25 protein-coding genes are annotated in these 18,764 nt (G+C 69.3%); 16 read left to right on the top strand and 9 right to left on the bottom strand.

Going from position 1 to position 18,764, the window contains the following annotated elements; genetic code table 11:
- Window position 1: 1 nt before the first annotated feature.
- The 6 genes from BM145_RS14290 to BM145_RS14265 all read right to left on the bottom strand — a co-directional run bounded on the left by BM145_RS14290 (window position 2) and on the right by BM145_RS14265 (window position 3,350).
- Window positions 2–826, bottom strand: a complete 825-nt coding sequence (locus tag BM145_RS14290) for a flagellar biosynthesis protein FlgJ (RefSeq protein WP_093334349.1) — start codon at window positions 824–826, stop codon at window positions 2–4.
- A gap of 206 nt (window positions 827–1,032) precedes the next feature.
- Entirely contained in the window at window positions 1,033–1,344 is a 312-nt protein-coding gene (locus BM145_RS14285; RefSeq protein WP_093334348.1) for a flagellar protein FlgN, read from the bottom strand.
- Complete coding sequence (gene flgM / locus BM145_RS14280) at window positions 1,337–1,642, bottom strand: flagellar biosynthesis anti-sigma factor FlgM (RefSeq protein WP_093334347.1); 306 nt, start codon at window positions 1,640–1,642, stop codon at window positions 1,337–1,339. The genes BM145_RS14285 and flgM overlap by 8 nt, the downstream gene beginning before the upstream one ends.
- A gap of 69 nt (window positions 1,643–1,711) precedes the next feature.
- Entirely contained in the window at window positions 1,712–2,215 is a 504-nt protein-coding gene (locus BM145_RS14275; RefSeq protein ID WP_093334346.1) for a flagella basal body P-ring formation protein FlgA, read from the bottom strand.
- Window positions 2,212–2,706 carry a hypothetical protein gene (locus BM145_RS14270; RefSeq protein WP_093334345.1) on the bottom strand — a complete coding sequence of 165 codons (495 nt, stop codon included), beginning with the start codon at window positions 2,704–2,706 and terminating at the stop codon, window positions 2,212–2,214. Before BM145_RS14270 ends, BM145_RS14275 begins: the two co-directional genes overlap by 4 nt.
- Window positions 2,703–3,350 carry a MotA/TolQ/ExbB proton channel family protein gene (locus BM145_RS14265; protein WP_093334344.1) on the bottom strand — a complete coding sequence of 216 codons (648 nt, stop codon included), beginning with the start codon at window positions 3,348–3,350 and terminating at the stop codon, window positions 2,703–2,705. The genes BM145_RS14270 and BM145_RS14265 overlap by 4 nt, the downstream gene beginning before the upstream one ends.
- Window positions 3,351–3,757: 407 nt before the next feature.
- Here BM145_RS14265 and flgB point away from each other — a divergent pair, with 407 nt between their 5' ends.
- The 13 genes from flgB to BM145_RS14200 all read left to right on the top strand — a co-directional run bounded on the left by flgB (window position 3,758) and on the right by BM145_RS14200 (window position 14,921).
- Window positions 3,758–4,102, top strand: a complete 345-nt coding sequence (gene flgB, locus BM145_RS14260) for a flagellar basal body rod protein FlgB (RefSeq protein WP_093334343.1) — start codon at window positions 3,758–3,760, stop codon at window positions 4,100–4,102.
- A complete protein-coding gene (gene flgC, locus BM145_RS14255) occupies window positions 4,102–4,509 on the top strand; it encodes a flagellar basal body rod protein FlgC (protein ID WP_093334392.1) in 408 nt (135 codons plus the stop codon). The genes flgB and flgC overlap by 1 nt, the downstream gene beginning before the upstream one ends.
- Before the next feature lie 3 nt (window positions 4,510–4,512).
- Window positions 4,513–5,202, top strand: coding sequence for a flagellar hook assembly protein FlgD (locus BM145_RS14250; RefSeq protein WP_093334342.1), 690 nt, complete (start codon window positions 4,513–4,515; stop codon window positions 5,200–5,202).
- Between the two features lie 25 nt (window positions 5,203–5,227).
- Window positions 5,228–6,550, top strand: coding sequence for a flagellar hook protein FlgE (locus BM145_RS14245; RefSeq protein ID WP_093334341.1), 1,323 nt, complete (start codon window positions 5,228–5,230; stop codon window positions 6,548–6,550).
- A gap of 179 nt (window positions 6,551–6,729) precedes the next feature.
- Entirely contained in the window at window positions 6,730–7,479 is a 750-nt protein-coding gene (locus BM145_RS14240) for a flagellar basal body rod protein FlgF (RefSeq protein WP_093334340.1), read from the top strand.
- Window positions 7,480–7,576: 97 nt separating this feature from the next.
- Window positions 7,577–8,365, top strand: coding sequence for a flagellar basal-body rod protein FlgG (gene flgG / locus BM145_RS14235; protein ID WP_093334339.1), 789 nt, complete (start codon window positions 7,577–7,579; stop codon window positions 8,363–8,365).
- An 8-nt stretch (window positions 8,366–8,373) separates the two neighbouring features.
- Entirely contained in the window at window positions 8,374–9,096 is a 723-nt protein-coding gene (locus BM145_RS14230; RefSeq protein ID WP_093334338.1) for a flagellar basal body L-ring protein FlgH, read from the top strand.
- Between the two features lie 59 nt (window positions 9,097–9,155).
- Window positions 9,156–10,250, top strand: a complete 1,095-nt coding sequence (locus BM145_RS14225; RefSeq protein ID WP_093334337.1) for a flagellar basal body P-ring protein FlgI — start codon at window positions 9,156–9,158, stop codon at window positions 10,248–10,250.
- Window positions 10,247–10,588, top strand: coding sequence for a rod-binding protein (locus BM145_RS14220; protein WP_093334336.1), 342 nt, complete (start codon window positions 10,247–10,249; stop codon window positions 10,586–10,588). Before BM145_RS14225 ends, BM145_RS14220 begins: the two co-directional genes overlap by 4 nt.
- Window positions 10,589–10,597: 9 nt before the next feature.
- Window positions 10,598–11,941 (top strand): flagellar hook-associated protein FlgK, encoded by a 1,344-nt coding sequence (flgK, locus tag BM145_RS14215; protein ID WP_093334335.1) that lies wholly within the window; start codon window positions 10,598–10,600, stop codon window positions 11,939–11,941.
- On the top strand, window positions 11,941–12,858 hold the full coding sequence (locus tag BM145_RS14210) for a flagellin N-terminal helical domain-containing protein (RefSeq protein WP_093334334.1): 918 nt from the start codon (window positions 11,941–11,943) through the stop codon (window positions 12,856–12,858). Before flgK ends, BM145_RS14210 begins: the two co-directional genes overlap by 1 nt.
- A 252-nt stretch (window positions 12,859–13,110) precedes the next feature.
- Window positions 13,111–13,974 carry a flagellar motor stator protein MotA gene (motA, locus tag BM145_RS14205; RefSeq protein ID WP_093334333.1) on the top strand — a complete coding sequence of 288 codons (864 nt, stop codon included), beginning with the start codon at window positions 13,111–13,113 and terminating at the stop codon, window positions 13,972–13,974.
- 38 nt (window positions 13,975–14,012) lie between these two features.
- Entirely contained in the window at window positions 14,013–14,921 is a 909-nt protein-coding gene (locus tag BM145_RS14200; protein ID WP_093334332.1) for a flagellar motor protein MotB, read from the top strand.
- 195 nt (window positions 14,922–15,116) lie between these two features.
- On the opposite strand, the gene BM145_RS14195 is transcribed toward BM145_RS14200, so the two are convergent.
- The 3 genes from BM145_RS14195 to BM145_RS14180 all read right to left on the bottom strand — a co-directional run bounded on the left by BM145_RS14195 (window position 15,117) and on the right by BM145_RS14180 (window position 16,995).
- On the bottom strand, window positions 15,117–15,590 hold the full coding sequence (locus BM145_RS14195) for a Ros/MucR family transcriptional regulator (RefSeq protein ID WP_093334331.1): 474 nt from the start codon (window positions 15,588–15,590) through the stop codon (window positions 15,117–15,119).
- Between the two features lie 341 nt (window positions 15,591–15,931).
- On the bottom strand, window positions 15,932–16,471 hold the full coding sequence (locus BM145_RS14185; protein WP_093334329.1) for a YceD family protein: 540 nt from the start codon (window positions 16,469–16,471) through the stop codon (window positions 15,932–15,934).
- Window positions 16,468–16,995 (bottom strand): ubiquinol-cytochrome C chaperone family protein, encoded by a 528-nt coding sequence (locus BM145_RS14180; protein ID WP_425441102.1) that lies wholly within the window; start codon window positions 16,993–16,995, stop codon window positions 16,468–16,470. The genes BM145_RS14185 and BM145_RS14180 overlap by 4 nt, the downstream gene beginning before the upstream one ends.
- Window positions 16,996–17,126: 131 nt before the next feature.
- Here BM145_RS14180 and BM145_RS14175 point away from each other — a divergent pair, with 131 nt between their 5' ends.
- The 3 genes from BM145_RS14175 to BM145_RS14165 form a co-directional block, all read left to right on the top strand.
- Window positions 17,127–17,603 (top strand): outer membrane protein assembly factor BamE, encoded by a 477-nt coding sequence (locus BM145_RS14175; protein ID WP_177200224.1) that lies wholly within the window; start codon window positions 17,127–17,129, stop codon window positions 17,601–17,603.
- Window positions 17,604–18,008: 405 nt separating this feature from the next.
- Window positions 18,009–18,500, top strand: a complete 492-nt coding sequence (locus BM145_RS14170; RefSeq protein ID WP_093334327.1) for a glycosyltransferase — start codon at window positions 18,009–18,011, stop codon at window positions 18,498–18,500.
- The coding region (locus tag BM145_RS14165; RefSeq protein WP_143090197.1) for a transposase at window positions 18,478–18,764 on the top strand (287 nt) is incomplete at its 3' end. The genes BM145_RS14170 and BM145_RS14165, both read left to right, overlap by 23 nt.

Below are 18,764 nucleotides of genomic sequence, written 5' to 3'. Positions count from 1 at the left end.
CTCAGCCACCCATCCGGCTGAGCATCATATAAGCGAGGCGCGCATTGTCCGGCGTCGGCCGGTAGAGCTGCTGGAGCCCGGCCCTTTGCCCAAGCTGCTGTTTCGCCCAGGCGAGCGCGTCGGTGGCGCTCTCGTTCGAACCGGTGACGACGGTGGTGTCGTCACCCATGTCCAGGGCCTGCGCGGCGAAGGAGAGGTTGGCGGCGCGTGTTTCCGACACGCTGTCGGCGCCGTTGCCGAGCTTGGCGGCGAAGCGCTGGTAGACTTGGTTGACCGAGCGGGCGTTGCCGGCGCCGTCGTAGAAGACGTTGCGGTTGGCACGCGCGGCGGAGGGAAAGAGCGCGGCGGCGCTGGTATCCGGATTGTTCTTCAGCGCCGACAGGAACTTGGTCGCGCCGCCCAGCCCCAGGAAATGCGCCATGTACAGGTCGGTGCCGGTCGCGGCGCGGCCCATCGCGCCCTCGATCGCGTCCTTGTTGTCGCTGGCGTGCTCGGCCGCCATCAGCGAGGCGGCGGCGGGATCGTTGCGCAGCGCCAGGATCGCCTGGCGCGTGCCGGCGTCCGACACCCGGTTGCCGGGACCGATCGCGTTCGCCGCCCAGCCCAGGCCGTGCTCGGCGCCGTGCTTCTTGACGACCGCGAGCCAGCTCGATTCGATGAACTGGTACAGGCCGGTCGCCGACGAGGTGCCCGCGCGCGCGGCGGCGTTGAGGCCGCTCTCCGCCTTGGCCTGACCCATCAGGTAATCGAAATCGATGCCGGTCGCCGACGACGCGTGCGCGATCGCCTGCTGGATGCGGCCGGTGGAGATGGCGTTGACGGTCACGTGATCTTCCCTGTTCGGGTCGGATCACAGCAAGGGTCGTGCCATTTTAGGAGGAGGTCCTATCGATCCCGTCACCCCGGACTTGATCCGGGGTCCATTTCGCGGCGAGGAGTGCGGCTTGAGCCTCTTGCCGCGCGCTTGCGGCACCATGGACCCCGGATCAAGTCCGGGGTGACGCAGAGTTACACCGGCACGACGACGTAGAGTTACGCGTACGCCGTCATCATCGGGCGGTGGCCGGCAAAGCCGTCGCCGGTCAGGGTTTGCAGGCGGCGGCGGGTATTTGCCGCCATCAGGTTGACGTAGATGCGGCAGGTCTCGTTCAGGCGGTTCGCCTCGTCGGCCAGCTCGCGCAGCTCGGGGCCGGCGGGACCGGTGCCGAGCTGGCTGAGCAGGTCGATACCGCCCAGCTTGTCGGCGGTGGCGCGTTCCAGCGCGGCGACGTCGTTGTCCTTCAGCGCGGCGATCTCCGCGTGCAGCGCGTCGATCACGCGGACGAGTGCGTCGCGCCTACTCATTGCCGTTCCACTCCAGCTTGAAGGCGAGCAGCCGGTCGGCGATGGTCGACGGCAGGATGGGGAACTTGCCGGCGGCGATCGCCGCCTTGATCCGCGCCACGCGCTCCCCGTCGACGGGCGCCTCGGCGGACATCTGCTGCGCCACGCTGGCGCTGGCGCTGGCGCTGGCGCCGGTACTGGCCGGGTCGATCTCCGCGGCGCGGATCGGCGTCGCGATCGATGCACCCGTTGTCGGGGCAGTCGACACGCTGCTTCGCGCCAGGGGCGCCGTTGCCTTCCATCCGATCGGGTCCACCATGGTCCGCACCTTTCGGTTCCTCGCTGACACAGGCGGAAACGACCGGCACGGAGAAGCCTTTAGGAATTTTTATTCGCCCCATCCGGGCAGGGTGGCGCGGCCCTGCGCGACCGCCACCGCCTGAACCGGCGCCCTGGCATCCTCGACCCGCACGGTGAAGCGCGCGCCCGGCGCGGCGTCGGTCAGGGCCACGCCCTCGCGGCTGATCGAGAAACCGGCGGAACCCGCCTCGATCACCACCGGGTCGCCGCGGCGGATCACCGGCTCGGCCTTCACCGCCGCGGCGAGACGGGGGGCCGTGGCGGCGGTCGGTGCTGCGACGGGTGCGAGCACGGGGACGAACAGCCGCCAGTCGGGGCCGGTGCAGCTCACCACCACCGCGTCGTGCGCGTCGGAGCGCCACGACAGCGCCACCGTCGCGCAGGTGCGCAGGCGCAGGCGCGCGTCGATCGCGGTGCGCGCGCCGCCCTCGGCCCCCTGCGGGCGGCCGGTAAAGGCGGCGACGGCGCGGTCGAGCGCGGCGATGTCCTGGAACTGCGGCACCGCCGCGGCGGCGAGAAGAAGGGCGATCATGAGCTGGTCCTTTCGCCGGCGAAGCCGAGCGTGACGGTGACCGCGCGCGCCATGGCGGCATGGGGGTCGGTCGCGGTGGCGACGCGGACGCGCGACGGGGAGAGGGGAGCGATGGTCGCGGCGACGGCGCGCGCGCGGTCGGCGGCGAGGAGCACGCCCGATCGGGTGAGGGGGTCGACGTCGCCGGCCGAGCCGTCGACGGTGCCGGTGACGGTGAGCACGACGCGCGGGTCGCGAAACTGCTCGGCGGCCCAGCGACGCAGCTGGGCGGGGTCGGCGGGGAGGGTGGCGCTGCCTGTCGCGAAGCCGGCGACGCGCTCGGCGGCGAGGGGGATCGCCTCCTCTGCGGACGCGGGGTCGCCGAACCGGGCGTGGAGCGCCTGGGCGAGGGCGCGGTGGTCGCCGCGGACCTGCAACAGCACGAAGAAGCCGACCAGCAGCAGCGCCAGGTCGGCGAGCGTCACCAGCCAGAGCGGGCGGGAGGGGTTCACGCGACGCTCTGCAACGGCCGGCGCGGCGCCTCGCGCCGGGCGAGCGCGACCAGCGGAGCGACGAGCGTCGCCCGCTCGGCCGCCTCCACCCGTGCCGCGGCGCGCAGGCGCGCGGCGATCGGCATCAGCAGCAGATTGGCGGCGAGCGCGCCGTAGAGCGTCGCGAGCAGCGCCACGCCCATGCCGGCACCGACCGCGGCGGTCGACTCCATCTCGGCGAACATCCGCGCCAGGCCGACCAGCGTGCCGACCATGCCCATGGCGGGCGCGGTCTCCGCGGCGGCGGCCCACACGTCGGCGGCGACGGCGTGGCGCGCGGCCCGCTCGGCCTGCGCGGTGTGGAGGCGCGCCTCCACCTCCTCCGGCGCGGCCCCGTCGACCACCGCGTCGACGCCTGCGCGCAGGTCGGGATCGGCGACGACGCTGCGATCGAGGGCGATCACGCCGTGGCGCTGCGCGATCCGCGACAGCGCGGTGAGCTGCGCCAGCGCGGGCGCGGCGGCGAACAGCGTGCGCGGCAGCACCTTCAGCGCCTTTCCCGCTCGTGCCAGGTCGCGCGCGGGCGTGCGCAGCGCCGCGGCGAGCAGTGTGCCGCCGCCGACGATGGCGAGTGCCGCGGGGTCGATAAAGGCGGTCGGGTCCATGCGCGGACGTTGTGCAAGAGGCGGGCCAGTTGGTTTGGGGAGCGGAGAAGGGAGGTGTTCGCGCGAGGACGCGAAGAAGATGACCTTCCATCAAACCGTTCGTGCTGAGGAGGCATTGAGCTTGTCGAAATGCCGTCTCGAAGCACCTGTCCTTCGAGACGAGGCTTCGACTTCGCTCAGCCTCTCCTCAGGACGAACGGCAGTGGGTCGACCTCACGTCATCCATCTCTAGAGTCTTCGTGCGAATGGACGTCCTCCCGGCAACCACCTTGCCGCGAACCCGGCAACGGTTTGCCGCCTCCCTTGCCGCCACCCGGCAATCGACGCCTTCGCGCCGGTCGCGACGAAACTGGCACGCCGGTTGCTTATCCCGAACCGAGCGCAATGGGGCGCATCGGAGGCCTGCCATGGCGGGAGACAGTCTGTTCGGGGTTCACGGCGCGGCACTGGCGGTGCGCTCGCAGCGCATGGGCGTGCTGGCGTCGAACATCGCCAACGCGTCAACCCCCGGCTTCAAGGCGCGCGACGTGGATTTCCAGGCGGCGCTCCAGTCGATGGAGGGCGGCGCCGACGGCGGCATCGCCGCCGCCACCAAGTACCGCGTGCCGACGCAGACATCGATGGACGGCAACACCGTCGAGCTCAGCGCCGAGCAGACCGCCTTCGCCGAGAACGCCGTCCAGTACCAGACGACGCTCTCCTTCCTGAACGGCCGCATCGGCCAGATCACCCGCGCGCTGAAGGGCGAATGATGTCCACCCCGATGACGATCTTCCAGGTGGCCGGCCGCGCGATGAGCGCGCAGCTGGTCCGCATGAACACCACCGCGTCGAACCTCGCCAACGCCGGCAACTCGGCCGGCTCGGCGGAGGCGGCGTACAAGACGATGAAGCCCGTCTTCCGCACCGCGTTCGACCAGGCGTCGGGCATGGCGACCGTCGACGTGGAGCGCGTCGTCGCCGCCGGCGAGGCGCCGGTGAAGCGCTACGACCCCGCCAATCCGATGGCCGACAAGGACGGCAACGTCTTCGACGCCGCGGTCGACGAGAGCCGCGAGCTGGTCGACATGATCGAGACAGCGCGCGGATACCAGAACAACGTCGAGGTGATGCAGACCGCCAAGTCGCTCATCATCGACACCCTCAAGATGGGGCGCTGATCCATGTCCGTCATCGACACCACCTACGCGACGCAGCCGGGCATCGACGCCTACTCGGCCAAGATGGCCTCCAAGGTCTCGTCGGCGGGCGCCAAGTCGTCGCTCGACCAGTCCGATTTCCTGAAGCTGATGACCGCGCAGCTCAACAACCAGGACCCGTTCAACCCCGTCGACAACACGCAGATGGTCGCCCAGATGGCCCAGTTCTCGTCCGTCGCCGGCATCAGCGAGATGAACGTCACGCTGAAGGGCTTGGCGACCAAGCTGGGATCGACCAGCGCCACGGATGCGATGGGCTTCGTCGGCAAGACCGTGCTGACCGAGGGCGACACCGCCTACGAGCGCGCGTCCGGCGGCATCACCGGCGCCGTCGAGCTGGACGGCGAGGCGACCGACGTCAACGTGACGATCGCCGACAAGAACGGCAACGTCGTCCGCTCCATGCAGCTCGGCAGGCAGGCCCAGGGTGCCGCGACCTACGACTGGGACGGCACCGACGGCGCCGGCAACAAGCTGAACGCCGGACCCTACACGGTCACCGTCGACGCCGCCAACGCCGGCAAGACGGTGACCGCGCGCGGCCTGGTCTGGGCGCCGGTCGACTCCGTCTCCGTCCCCGCCAGCGGCGACGCCACGCTCAACGTGACCGGCATCGGCACCGTCAAGACCTCCGCGATCCGCTCGATCGCCTGACCCCCTTCACGCAGGAGTTTCCCCAATGTCCTTCTACACCGCGCTCTCCGGCCTCCAGGCCTCGCAGACCGACATGGCGACGATCAGCCACAACCTGGCCAACGTCTCCACCACCGGCTTCAAGCGCAGCCGCACCGAATTCGCCGACGTGATCGCGTCCAGCGTGTCGACCGACCCGCGCAAGATGGTCGGCTCCGGCGTCGTGGTGAAGGGCAACACGCAGCAGTTCAAGGAGGGCAACCTCCAGACGACCAGCAACGCGCTCGACCTGGCGCTGGTCGGCGAGGGCTTCTTCATCATGAAGGGCACCGGCACCAGCGACTCGGTCAACTACACCCGCAACGGCAGCTTCTCGGTCGATTCGAACAACAACGTCGTCGACGCGCAGGGCAGCTACCTGATGGTCTACCCGGTCGACAGCGACGGCAACGTCACCGCGACCGGCAAGACCGGCCTGACCAACCTGCAGATCCAGCAGACCAGCGGCACGCCCAAGGCGACCAGCAAGGTGGAGACCGCGGTGCAGCTGTCGTCGACCTCGACCGTCAAGGGCGACGCGGCCGACTACAAGTTCGACCGCACCGACACGACGACGTACAACAATTCGGTCGCGCAGCGCGTCTACGACGCCAACGGCAACCCGATGACGATGACCAGCTACTATGTCCGCACCAAGGGCGGCACCTCGGCGGTGCCCGAGTCGGCGGGGCCGCCGCCGGTGGCGGCGCAGGCGGCGACGACCGGCACCTGGGACGTCTACACCTTCATCGGCGACCAGCAGATGTCGGTGGGCGCGGGCAAGGACCAGAAGGTCGAGCTGGTCTACGACGACAAGGGCAGCCTGAAGACGCCCGCGGCCGCCATCACCTTCAACGAATTCGCGCCGACCTCCGGCGCGGCGGCGCAGACGGTGTCGCTCAACCTCGCCGGCTCGACGCAGCTGTCGTCGGCCTTCGCGGTCAACGCCAAGAAGCAGGACGGCATCGCGGTGGGCCAGCTCGCCGGCGTCACCGTGACCGACGGCGGCCTGATCCGCGCCAGCTTCTCCAACGGCGACATCGTGCCGCTGGGCAAGGTGGCGCTGGCCAAGTTCTCCACCCCGACCGGCCTGCGCCAGACCGGCGCCGCCTACTGGGAGGCGACCGGCGTGTCGGGCGAGGCCTCGCTCGGCTCGGCGGCGGCGGACGGCTTCGGCAAGCTGATGTCGGGCACCATCGAGGGCTCCAACGTCGACATCACCGAGGAGCTGGTCAACCTGATCGCGGCGCAGCGCAACTTCCAGGCGAACGCCAAGGCGCTCGATACCGCCAGCCAGGTCTCGCAGACCATCTTTAATATTCGCAGCTGACGCTGCTGGGCTTCAACATCCGCAGCTGATGATCCTCCCCTCCCTGCAAGGGAGGGGGCGGGGGTGGGTGCCGGCGCGTCAGCGCCGGCCCGACGCCCGGAACAAGCGGTGGAGGCTCGGCTTCGCCTCGCACCCACCCCCAGCCCCTCCCTTGCAGGGAGGGGAGCCAGGAAGGACCGATGGACAAACTCGTCTATACCGCGGCGACCGGCCTGCGCGCGCACATGGCGGCGCAGGCGGCGATCGCCAACAACATGGCGAACGCGTCCACCACGGGCTTTCGCGCCGACCGCGTCGTGTTCGACCGAATCGAGCTGAAGGGCGGGGGCGCGCGCATCGAGGCGCGCTCGCCGACCTCGGAAGAGGTGACCGACGCCGACCGGACACCCGGCGCGATGCAGCAGACCGGCCGTCCGCTCGACGTGGCGGTGGCGGGGCGCGACGACTGGCTGGCGGTGCAGGCCGCCGACGGGCAGGAGGCGTATACCCGCCGCGGCGACCTGGAGGTCGCGGCATCGGGCGTGTTGCAGACGGGCGACGGCCATATCGTGATGGGCGAGGGCGGGCCGATCACCCTGCCGCCGTATCGCTCGGTGACGATCGCCGGCGACGGCACGATCTCGGTCGTGCCCGCCAGCGGCGACGCGACGCCGCAGGTGGTCGACCGGCTGAAGCTCGCCTCCGCCAAGGGGACCGACACGGTCAAGGGGCTGGACAACCTCCTCTACGTGCGCGGCGGCGGCACGCTGCCGGCGAACCTGGACGCGCGCGTCGCGGGCGGCGCGCTGGAGGGCTCCAACGTCAACATGACGCAGTCGCTGATCGACATGATCGAGAACCAGCGATCCTACGAGATCGCGACCAACATGATGAAGTCCGCCAAGGACATGGACGAGAGCGGCGCATCGGTGATGCGCCTGCCGAGCTGACCCCACCCCCGCCGTTCGTCCCGAGCCAAGGCGAGGGACGTGCCACGAACAATGGGCTGCGACTTCGCTCGGCCCGAACGGAAACAAGGAATAGACCATGAGCTATTCGGCCATGCACATCGCGCGCACCGGGCTCGACGCCCAGGACACGCGCATGCGGGTGATCTCCAACAACCTCGCCAACGTCAACACGACGGGGTTCAAGCGCGACCGTGCCAATTTCGAGACGCTGTCGTACCAGGTGGTCACCGCCGCCGGCGCGCAGTCGACCAGCGAGACCAAGTACGCGACCGGCCTGAATCTGGGCACCGGCGTCAAGGTGCAGGGCACCTCGCGCGTCGAGACGCAAGGGTCGATGCAGCAGACCAACAACTCGCTCGACCTGGCGCTCGACGGCGACGGCATGTTCCAGGTGCAGATGCCAGGCGGGACGCTGGGTTATACCCGCGCGGGCAATTTCTCGCGCTCCGCGGAAGGCCTGCTGGTGACCAGCGAAGGCTATCAGGTGATGCCCGGCATCACCGTGCCGGCGAACGCGACGCAGATCACGGTCGGCGGCGACGGCACCGTCTCCGCCACGGTGCCGGGCCAGACCGAGGCGACGCAGCTCGGCCAGATCCAGGTGGCGAGCTTTCCCAACCCCGCCGGGCTCCAGTCGGTCGGCGACAACTACCTGACCGAGACCGCCGCGTCCGGCGCCGCCAATCTGGGCGTTCCCGGCGAGGACGGTCGCGCCCGCGTGCGCCAAGGCATGTTGGAGGCGTCCAACGTCAACGTCGTCCAGGAGCTGGTCGACATGATCGAGACGCAGCGCGCCTACGAGGTCAATTCCAAGATGATCTCGGCGACCGACGACATGCTCAAATACATCAACCAGAACGTCTGAAGCGGATCATGGCCTCCAAAGCTCCCCGATCGGCCCCCTATTGGGTCGAGATCGCCCTCGCCGCGACGACCGCCGCGCTGGTCTTCGCCGCGGTGGCGCCGACCGCCGCCCATGCCGGGCTGTTCGGCAAGAAGCAGCCGGTGGAGGATTATTCCGCCGCCCGCGCCGTGCCGGCAGCACCGCGCCCGGCGCCCGCCACGGGATCGATCTTCGACGCCGGTCAGGGATATGGCGCGCTCTACGAGGGCTGGCGCGCGCGCCGGGTCGGCGATCCGCTGACCATCGTGCTGGTGGAGCGGACGGCGGCGTCGAAATCCGCCTCGTCCAAGCTCGACAGCCAGGGCAGCCTAGGCATCACCCCGCCCGCGATGGGGCCGCTGGCGCTGTTCAACCGCGTCGAGGCGACGGCGAGCGGCGACCGCGGGTTCGACGGCAAGGGCTCGACCGACCAGGCCAATTCACTGTCCGGCGAGGTGTCGGTGACGGTGGCGGAGGTCTACCCCAACGGCACCATGCTGGTGCAGGGGCAGAAGCGCGTGACGCTGAACCGCGGCGACGAGTTCGTGCGGATCAAGGGGATCGTGCGCACCGCCGACGTCGACCTCAACAACCGCGTCGCCTCGACGCGGGTGGCCGACGCGCAGATCGCCTATACCGGCAAGGGCGACGTGGCGCGGGCGAGCCGGCAGGGGTGGCTCAGCCGGTTCTTCTCGGTGGTGAGTCCGTTCTGATGGGCCGCCCTCTCGGGGAAGTTAGCGCTTCGGTAACCATGGCGCGGGTAGCAGGGGATATGCTCCGCTTTCTCATCGTCTGCCTCGCCGCGCTCGTGCTGGCGACCCCCGCCTCGGCGGACCGCATCAAGGACCTGGGCGGGTTCCAAGGAATCCGTACCAACCAGCTGACCGGCTACGGCGTGGTGGTCGGCCTGCCGGGTACGGGGGACGACAATCTCGAATACACCGTCCAGTCGCTCAAGGCGGTGGCGAGCCGGTTCGGGTTGCAACTGCCGCCGGGGGTCAATCCGGGGATGAAGAACGCCGCGGTGGTGCTCATCACCGCCGAGCTGCCGCCCTTCGCCAAGCCCGGTCAGAAACTCGACATCACCGTCGCGTCGATGGGCAAGGCCAAGTCGCTTCGCGGCGGCAGCCTGATCCTCACGCCGCTGCTCGGCGCCGACGGGCAGATCTACGCGATGGCGCAGGGCAATCTCGCGGTCGGCGGGCTGGGTGCGGAAGGGGCCGACGGCAGCCGTATCGTCGTCAACGTCCCCTCCACCGGTCGCATTCCCGAAGGCGCCACGGTGGAGCGCGCGGTCGCCACCGGGTTCGACCAGACCCCGACCCTGACCTTCAACCTCGCCCGTGCCGATTTCACCACCGCGCAGAACGTGGCGGGCGCGATCAACAAGGCGCTGGGCTTCGGCACCGCCGAGGCGACCGACGGCGTGTCGATCGCGGTGCGCGCGCCCGTCGGCGCCGACCGCCGCGCGACGCTGATGTCGACCATCGAGAATCTCGACGTCGTCTCCGCCGAGCCGCCCGCCAAGGTGATCGTCAACGCGCGCACCGGCACCGTCGTCATCAACTCCGCGGTGCGGGTCAGTGCGGCGGCGGTGACGCACGGCAAGCTGACGGTGCGGATCGACGAGAACCAGCGGATCAGCCAGCCCGCACCCTTCTCGAACGGCCAGACCGTGGTGGAGCAGCGCTCCGGCGTCGCGATCGACGAGGAGAAGAAGCCGATGTTCCTGCTCGCCCCCGGTCCCAAGCTCGCCGACGTGGTCAAGGCGGTGAACGCGATCGGCGCGTCGCCCGCGGACCTGGTCGCGATCCTGGAGGCACTGAAGGAGGCCGGCAGCCTCAAGGCGGAGCTGATCGTCCTGTGACCGAGCTTTCCGCGATCTCGTCCACGCAAGGTGTCTCGACCGACACCAGCCGGCTCGCCACCAAGGAGAATCTGGACAAGGCGGGCAAGCAGTTCGAGGCGGTGTTCACCGGCATGATGCTGAAGAGCATGCGCGCCGCCAAGCTGGCCGAGCCGCTGTTCGATTCAAAGGCGCTCGACACGTTCAAGGACATGCAGGACCAGAAGCTGGTCCAGCAGATGGCCGAGCACACGCCGCTGGGCATCGGCAAGGCGATGACCGACTTCCTCGGTCGCTCGCAAGCGCTTGCTTCGGCAGGATCGGGCGATTCATCAAACGTTGACGACTCCACCGGATAACGGCCGGTCATGAGTGACCTCCTCTCGATCGGCGCTTCCGGCGTGCGCGCGTATCAGACCGCGCTGTCGACGGTGGGCGAGAACATCGCCAACACCGGCGTCGCGGGGTACGTGCGCCGCACCACGGAGCTGCGCGAGGTCGCGGTCACCGGCGGCTCGGCGCGGTCGGTGGAGGGCAACGGCGTGATCGTCGGCGGCGTCGTCCGCCAGGGCGACGTGTACCGATCGCAGGCGGTGCGCCAGTCGAGCGCCGATCTGGGCCGCACGGAGACCAGCGCCACCTGGCTGGGCGAGATCGAGTCGGCGATGACCGGCAACAAGCTGGGCGACCGGATCACCGACTTCTTCACCGCAGGCCGGTCGCTCGCCGCCGATCCCACCTCCGTGCCGTCGCGCGCGGTGCTGCTGGAAAAGGCGCAGGGCGCGGCCACCGCGTTCCGCCAGACCGGCCAGGCGCTCGCCCGCGCGACGGAGGAACTGAACGCGAGTGCGGAGCGGTCGGTGTCGACGCTGAACTCGCTCGGCACCGCGCTCGCGCAGGTCAATGACGGGCTGGGGCGCGCGCAACCGGGGTCGAGCCAGGCCGCGCAGCTCGCCGATCAGCGCGACCAGCTGCTCGACCAGATGAGCGCGATCACCGACGTGTCGACGCAGTTCGACGCGCTGGGCCGGGTACAGGTCAAGCTGGGCGACACGTCCGGCCCCGTCTTCGTCGCTGGTACGGAGGCCGGCCGCGTGTCGTTCAACCGCAACGAGGACGGTGCGGTGTCGTTCGCGGTGCAGCGCAGCGGCGAGCCCGACGTGCTCACCCCCGGCGGCGGTGCGCTCGCCGGCGTGGTCGAGGGAGCCGCCCGGCTGGTCGCCGCGACCAAGCGGCTGGACGAGATCGCCACGAGTTTCGTGACGCAGGTCAACGCGGTGCAGCAGAACGGCGCCGACCTGGACGGCGTCAAGGGCGAAAAGCTGTTCGAGCCGGGCGATCCGCCGACCGCGATGACGCTGGCGACCACCGACCCGCGCAAGCTCGCCGCGGCGGCGCTCGGCTCCCCCGCGGGCAGCCGCGACGCCTCCAACCTTGCCGCGTTGGAGACGGCGCGGAACAGCGGCGGCTGGGAAGCCGGCATCACCGCGGTGGTCACCGACAACGCCGCCGCGCTGGAGCAGAAGAAGCTGGTCGCCGACGCGCAGGGCGCGATCCGCGACAATGCTGTGGCGGCGCGCGACTCGGCATCGGGGGTCGACCTCGACGTCGAGGCGGTGGAGCTGATGCGCTTCCAGCAGGCCTATCAGGCGTCGAGCCGCGTCATCCAGGCCGCGCGCGACATCTTCCAGACCATAATCGAGATCCGCTGATGACCTACTCGCTGGGCAACATCTCGACCACGCAGTTCTACGACCGCAACAAGGCGCGGATGGGAGCGCTGTCGTCCAGGGTGGACGAGCTGCAGACGCAGCTGGCGACCGGCAAGAAGCTGGCCGCGCCGTCGTCCGACTCGGCCGCCTATCAGCGGCTGCGCTCGATGGCGAAGGACGCCGCCAGCGACTCCGCCTATGCCGGCAACCTCAAGCTGGCGGCAAGCGGCCTCGACCAGGCCGACACCACGCTGACCGCGATCAACACCCAGATCCAGCGCGCGAGCGAGCTGGCGATCCAGGCCAGGAACGGAACCCAGAGCGACCAGACCCGCGCCGTCATCGCCGCGGAGATCGACGCGATCGGCGAGAGCCTCGCCAGCCTCGCCAACCGGCGCGACGCGCGCGGCCAGTATCTGTTCGGCGGCATCAACGGCGAGGCGGGGGCTACGCCCGAGCCCGGCGGCGGCTACACGCTGGCGACGACCACCGGCGCGTCGATCCCGATCGGCGACGGCGAGGCGGTGCAGACCGGCGAGGCGGCGGCGCGCGTGTTCAAGGTGGGCGACGGCGACGTCTTTCAGCTGCTCGCGACGCTGTCGGCCGCGCTCAAGGAGCCCGGCACCGACGACGCTGCGATGGGCACCGCGATCGACGATCTCGCCGCGGCGGGCACGCAGGTCTCGACCGTCCAGGCTTCGCTCGGCGCGCGTGCCGCGCGCGTCGAGATGGAGCAGACCCGCCTCGCCGACACGGGCGTCGAGCGCGAGGCCGACCGCATCGGCATCGAGGGAATGGACGAGAAGGACATCGCCGCCGCGGTGGTGGAGATGCAGAAGACGATGACGATCCTGTCGGCGACGCAGGCGAGCTTCAGCAAGCTCCAGGCGCTGTCGCTCTTCTCCTACCTGCGCTGACGCCGGGCGCCGCTCACCACCGTCAAGCCGGGCCCTTCGGCGAAGCTCAGGAGAGCCTCGTCCCGGCATCCAGGGCAACGAGCGCCGACGCTGCTTGACCCTGGACCCCGGGACGAGCTCGGGGTGACGAAGCGAGGGGGCGGGCCGCCAGCCCAACAATCTTCCTCCGCCGGTAACCAGTTGGCGAGGAAATCCGGTTAACCACGCAGCATAGCAGTCCGGCACCCGTGCCGGCGCGACCGGGATAGTTTCATGTTTCCTGCCATCGGCCTCGTCGTCCTGTTCGTCATGGTGTTCGGCGGTTTCGCCGTCACCGGCGGCGCGCTCGGCCCCGTCATGCACGCCATTCCGCACGAGATGCTCATCATCGGCGGCGCCGCCGCGGGCGCGCTCATCATCGGCAATTCGGGCAAGGAGCTGAAGGCGATGGGCGGCGGCCTGGCCAAGGTGTTCAAGGGGCCGAAGTACAAGAAGCAGGATTATCTCGACACGATCTTCCTCGTCTCCAAGCTGATGAAGATGCTGCGCATGGAAGGCCCGATCGCGCTGGAGCCGCACGTCGAGGACCCGCAATCCTCCGCCGTGTTCGCCGAATATCCCAAGCTGCTGAAGGACCACACGCTGATCGCGCTGATCGCCGACACGCTGCGCCTCGTCGTCGTGTCGTCGGGCACGCTGGACGTGCACGCGGTCGAGGAGGTGATGGATCACTCGATCAAGTCGCACCACCACGAGGTGGAGGGGCCGCACACCACACTGAACTCGCTCGCCGATTCGCTGCCCGCGCTCGGCATCGTCGCGGCGGTGCTCGGCATCGTCAAGACGATGGGCTCGATCGACAAGCCGCCCGCGATCCTGGGCGGCATGATCGGCTCGGCGCTGGTCGGCACCTTCATGGGCGTGCTGCTCGCCTACGGCATCGTCTCGCCGCTCGCCGGCCGGCTGAAGCAGGTGATCGACGCCGACGGCGCGATCTACGACGTGGTGAAGCAGATCATCATCGCCTCGCTCCACGGCCATCCGCAGCCGCTCGTCATCGAGGCGGCGCGCGCCGGCATCGCCCACAAGAACCAGCCTGGCTTCGCCGAAGTGTTCGACGGGCTGAGGGGCAAGTGATGTTCGATCGGTGCCGCCGCTCCGAAGGAGCACGGTAAATGGCCAAGGCCGCGCCGCACGGGGCCAACGTCCCGCCCAAGGTGATCGTCAAGAAGGTCTATATCGAGGGGCACGGCGGCCATCACGGCGGCGCGTGGAAGGTGGCCTATGCCGACTTCGTCACCGCGATGATGGCGTTCTTCCTGCTGCTGTGGCTGCTCGGCGCGACCGACGAGAACAAGCGCAAGGGCATCGCCGATTACTTCGCGCCGACCCTGATCGATTCGCATTCCAAGGGGATCGGCGGGTCGGGGCCGATGGGCGGCGAGTCGATCATGTCCAACAACAAGACCGGGCCGCAGGCGGCGGCGGCGCGCCTAGCCTCGATGGGCGTCAGCGCCTCCCGCGAGACGCAGGGGCCGCAGAGCGGTTTCGGCAAGAAGGGCTCGGTGCGTTCCACCCCCGCCAGCCGCGCGGAGGATGCCAAGTCGTTCGAGGCGATGCGCCGGCAGGTGATGGCGCAGATCGCGGGCTCCGCCCAGCTGGCCAAGCTTGCCAGCCACGTCCGCTTCGTGCGCACGGAGGACGGCATGCGCATCGACCTGGTCGACAGCGCCGATTACTCGATGTTCGCGATGGGCACGACCGCGCTCGATCCGCGCGCGGCGGAGCTGATCGGCCTGATCGCCGCGTCGATCCGCGCCACCCCCAACCCGATCATGATCCGCGGCCACACCGACAGCGTGCCGTACGGCGACCCGCGCGCGATGAACAACTGGACGCTCGGCACCGGCCGCGCCGAGGCGACCCGCCGCCGCCTGGCGCTGGGCGGCATTCCCGAAGGCCGGTTCGAGCGGATCGAGGGCGTCGCCGACCGCGAGCCGATGATCGGCGACGCGCCGATGGACCCCCGCAATCGGCGCGTGGCGATCACGCTGTTGTACCGTCGCGGCGCGTTCGGGAGCTGAGTGGGCGGGGCTCCCTCGAAACCGTTCGTGCCCGGCCATTCGACGTTGCTCGGGGCGAATGGATCGACATCACGTCATCTTGCTACGGCGATCACCGTCGCATCGGCCGTCCATACGAGAACGCCCGCGCGGTGACCCGCGCGGGCGCTGTTCCGGGTGGAAGGTCACTCTTCCCATCCGCCGTCGTGCCGACGATTACTCCGCCGTCGGCTCCGCCACCTTGCGGCTGTGCTTGCCACCGCCAGCGCCGGGCTTGCGGCCGAGGCCGATCTTCTTGGCCATCGCGCGGCGGCTCTCCGAGTAATTCTCGGCGACCATGGGATAATCGGGCTTCAGGCCGTAACGCTCGCGATATTCGGCGGGCGTCATGCCGTTGGTGGCGAGATGGCGGCGCAGCGTCTTGTAGGGCTTGCCGTCGATCATCGAGATGATGTGGTCCTTCGACGCCAGCGATTTGCGCGCGCTGACGGCGGGCGTGTATTCTTCGGTCGGCTGCGACGCGGCGGGCTGTTCACCGCTGCCGAGCAGCGCCGACACCGTCTCGTGCATCTTGCCGAGGAACGCCGGAACTTCTTCGGCCGAGATACGGGTATTGGGATTGCCCAACCACGCAATTGTCAGCTCGGTCGCCAGTTCGACTGCGTTGGTGTCGGTATCGGTATCGCTCACGCTTATTCTCCTTCTGAGCCTTTCCTACCCGTCATTACTCTCCCGTCAACAGCCAAAATGGACATAAACTGGGACAGTTCGAGGAAAGAGCTCTTCAGTGCGACGATCGAACCAGTAACGATCTTCGTTGTCAGCTGTATCGATGCCGTGATGTCCACGTGATCGTCAACGGTCGAGCCGATCGTACCGGATGTGCTGGGTAAAATGATCATTCGCGATTCTTGCATCTCTGCGCGCAGCAAGACGACGACATGGACCGGCAAATGTTCGTTTGCATTACAAAGCACCGATCAAATGAGAGCGGGTCGCAATTACCTTGTGCCGAACCGCGGGCGGCCTGATTACTGATCCGTGTTATGACTTTTCAGCAGCGCGCCGAGGCCGGCAAGTGCGCCGGCGGGACGCACCTCCTCGTCGGAGACCACGCCTGCCGCCTTCAACGTCGCGGCGGCGCCGTGCGAGCGGGGAAAGGGGTCGATCGCCAGCGCCATCGTCTCCGCCGCGGCCTCGCCCAGGTCGATCGCGCCGCCCTCGATCTCGATCGTGTCGAGCGCGTCGCCGCCCAGCTCGATCTCCTCGTCCGGATCGCCGCCCGTCTGCGGCTCGACGAAGCGCAGCGATACGGGTTCGTCGAACGCCGTCTCGACCGGTTCGGCGGTGGCGACGCAGGGCTGCACCACCCGCGCCTCGACACGGCCGGTGGCGGTGATCCCCGCCCCGTCGCGCCGGATCGCGAAGCGCGCGGCGAGGTGCTCGATGGCGGACAGGCCGAAGCGCGCGGCCAGGGCGGCGCGTTCGTCCGCGTCCGCCTCGATCGCGACGTGCCGCTCGTCGACGCCGATCGCGTCCAGCCGCTCGCGCCGGCTCCATTCGGGGGTCATCGCAGCACTCCCTGTTCCAGTTGCGCGACGGGGGTCGCGGTCGCGGCGGCGTGAACGGCGCGCAGTTGCGCGGCGACGTGGGCCAGCGCGGCGGGGGCGGGGGCGGTGCCGCGGTACAGGTTGCGGACCAGCGCTTCCTCCAGCCGGCCCGTCGCCAGGCCGTCGCGATAGGCGCCCAGCCGCCCGCCCAGCGCGGCCATCATCCGCCCCATCTGCTTGCCGACGACGATGTCGCCGATGCCGATCTGGCGCAGCTGCGGGTCCATGTCGTCGACGAACCGCTCCGCCAGGTGCACCGCCGGCTGCGCGCCCGCGGGCTCCGTCTCGAGGCGCAGCATCACCATCGACAGCACCGCGGCGATGGTGTCGAAGCGGCCGTCGAGCGTGTCGGGCACCGCCCCCTCGACGTACCAGTGCGGCTGGCGCGCGCGCGCGACCACCGCGTTGTAGAGAGGCAGCGCCTCGTCGCGCGTGTCGCGCCCCAACAGCCTGTCGATCCAGCCCAATCCGTCGCTTCCCGCCACTTGTGATAGGTGGGCGGCTTGTGCGCCGCCGCGCCCTCGCATATCGAGCCGAATGGCGGCCGATGCAATCGCGGGCGGGCCGCCCCGGTGTGACCGGTCGACCAGCGTTTCCGCGAGGAGTTCACCGTATCATGCGTCATGCTGCCCTCTGCCTCGCGCTGATCGCGGGTATCGGCGCCGCGGGCTGCGCGCCGCTCCGCTCGCACCAGGGCTATATCGTCGACGCGGATCTGGTGAATTCCGTCCAGCCGGGTGTCGACACGCGCCAGTCGGTGCAGCAGGTGCTGGGCACGCCCACCCTCGCCAGCCAGTTCGGCGCGGGCGGCGGCGACTGGTATTACGTCGCGCGCGACAACCGCAACTACGGCTTCCAGACCCCGCGCGTGCGCGAGCAGATCACGTTGCAGATCAGCTTCGACCCGGCCGGCACGGTGACGGCGGTCAGGCGATCGGGCGTCGACCAGGTCGCGCGGGTCTCACCATATGGCAAGACGACACCGACGCTGGGTCGCCAGCGCGGTTTCTTCGAAGATCTGTTCGGCAATATCGGCACGGTCGGCGCGGCCGGCGGGCCGGCGGGCGGCGCGGGCGGCCGCACCGGCCCTTGACCGGTCGTGCGGCGGATTAGGACGGATCGACGTTCAGCATTTTTTCACCCCGGCGAAGGCCGGGGTCCAGTCGGGAAGGTTGTGAAAGAGGCGCAACGACCGACCGTTCGCGTCTCCCCGCTGGCCCCCGGCCTTCGCCGGGGTGGATGATGAGGCGTAGCGTTGAATACCAACCCGGCGAGACGCGGCGGCGTCGCATCGACGGATTTGGCCGCGCCGCGTGCTACGCATCGGCGCGGCCGGGCCGTGCTTGGGTCGGCTCCGATCCCGAAAGGGGAAAGGGATCGGCGGTCAAACGCATGACCGTCCCATTGGGTTCGCTGCCAAAGTGGACCTAATTCCACCCGGTTTCGACGAGAATTTTTAATGTGAAACCCTTCATTTCGGACGCGAAAGGGGAGGGGCATGCTGGCAATCGTGGATGTGCTCGCGTTCGAGGCGATGTTGTTCGCCGCGGTGGGACTGCTGATCGGCGGGCTGGACGATCTCGGCATCGACCTGCTGTTCCTGATGCGACACGTCCATCGGCGCGGCATGGGGCGCTGGAGCGTCGCGAACCTGCCGAACTGGACCAACAGGGGCACGGTGGCGGTGTTCGTACCCGCCTGGGACGAGGCGGCGGTGATCGGCGGCATGCTGCGCGCGGCGCTCGCTCGCTTCGACCATGCCGATTACCGCATCTATGTCGGTCTGTATCCCAACGACCCCGATTGTATCGCCGCCGCCCGCGCCGTCGCCGACGGCGACCCGCGTGTCCGGCTGGTGATCGGCCCGCGCGATGGCCCGACCACCAAGGCGGATTGTCTCAACACGCTGTGGCGCAGTGAACCGCGCCGGGTTTGTCGGAGGTCCCAACTCCTGAGAGGAAGGGGCTATGACGAGCAAGACGACGAATAAGTTTTCGCCTGAGGTGCGCGCCCGGGCGGTACGGATGGTGCTGGATCACGAGAAGGATCACCCCTCCCGCTGGGCAGCGGTCGTGTCGATCGCGGCGAAGATCGGGTGTGCGGGCCAGACGCTGCACGAGTGGGTGAAGAAGGCTGAGGTCGACAGCGGCACGCGTGCCGGGGTGCCGAGCGATGTCGCCGATCGGATGAAGGCGCTGGAGCGGGAGAACCGCGAGTTGCGCCAGGCCAACGAGATCCTGCGCAAGGCGTCGGC

Origin of the sequence: Sphingomonas rubra (assembly GCF_900115745.1) — a bacterium.
Lineage (GTDB): Bacteria > Pseudomonadota > Alphaproteobacteria > Sphingomonadales > Sphingomonadaceae > Sphingomonas > Sphingomonas rubra.
Note: the sequence above shows the minus strand (reverse complement) of the source record. Positions and strands in the feature narration are given on the sequence as shown.

Bases quoted from the DNA above. Each gene is read 5' to 3' on its own strand.
- BM145_RS14285 (WP_093334348.1), bottom strand. From the start codon at position 1,344: ATGAGTAGGCGCGACGCACTCGTCCGCGTGATCGACGCGCTGCACGCG.
- flgM (WP_093334347.1), bottom strand. From the start codon at position 1,642: ATGGTGGACCCGATCGGATGGAAGGCAACGGCGCCCCTGGCGCGAAGC.
- BM145_RS14275 (WP_093334346.1), bottom strand. From the start codon at position 2,215: ATGATCGCCCTTCTTCTCGCCGCCGCGGCGGTGCCGCAGTTCCAGGAC.
- BM145_RS14265 (WP_093334344.1), bottom strand. From the start codon at position 3,350: ATGGACCCGACCGCCTTTATCGACCCCGCGGCACTCGCCATCGTCGGC.
- flgB (WP_093334343.1), top strand. From the start codon at position 3,758: ATGGCGGGAGACAGTCTGTTCGGGGTTCACGGCGCGGCACTGGCGGTG.
- flgC (WP_093334392.1), top strand. From the start codon at position 4,102: ATGTCCACCCCGATGACGATCTTCCAGGTGGCCGGCCGCGCGATGAGC.
- BM145_RS14250 (WP_093334342.1), top strand. From the start codon at position 4,513: ATGTCCGTCATCGACACCACCTACGCGACGCAGCCGGGCATCGACGCC.
- BM145_RS14245 (WP_093334341.1), top strand. From the start codon at position 5,228: ATGTCCTTCTACACCGCGCTCTCCGGCCTCCAGGCCTCGCAGACCGAC.
- BM145_RS14240 (WP_093334340.1), top strand. From the start codon at position 6,730: ATGGACAAACTCGTCTATACCGCGGCGACCGGCCTGCGCGCGCACATG.
- flgG (WP_093334339.1), top strand. From the start codon at position 7,577: ATGAGCTATTCGGCCATGCACATCGCGCGCACCGGGCTCGACGCCCAG.
- BM145_RS14230 (WP_093334338.1), top strand. From the start codon at position 8,374: ATGGCCTCCAAAGCTCCCCGATCGGCCCCCTATTGGGTCGAGATCGCC.
- BM145_RS14225 (WP_093334337.1), top strand. From the start codon at position 9,156: ATGCTCCGCTTTCTCATCGTCTGCCTCGCCGCGCTCGTGCTGGCGACC.
- flgK (WP_093334335.1), top strand. From the start codon at position 10,598: ATGAGTGACCTCCTCTCGATCGGCGCTTCCGGCGTGCGCGCGTATCAG.
- BM145_RS14210 (WP_093334334.1), top strand. From the start codon at position 11,941: ATGACCTACTCGCTGGGCAACATCTCGACCACGCAGTTCTACGACCGC.
- motA (WP_093334333.1), top strand. From the start codon at position 13,111: ATGTTTCCTGCCATCGGCCTCGTCGTCCTGTTCGTCATGGTGTTCGGC.
- BM145_RS14200 (WP_093334332.1), top strand. From the start codon at position 14,013: ATGGCCAAGGCCGCGCCGCACGGGGCCAACGTCCCGCCCAAGGTGATC.
- BM145_RS14185 (WP_093334329.1), bottom strand. From the start codon at position 16,471: ATGACCCCCGAATGGAGCCGGCGCGAGCGGCTGGACGCGATCGGCGTC.
- BM145_RS14175 (WP_177200224.1), top strand. From the start codon at position 17,127: ATGCGTCATGCTGCCCTCTGCCTCGCGCTGATCGCGGGTATCGGCGCC.
- BM145_RS14170 (WP_093334327.1), top strand. From the start codon at position 18,009: ATGCTGGCAATCGTGGATGTGCTCGCGTTCGAGGCGATGTTGTTCGCC.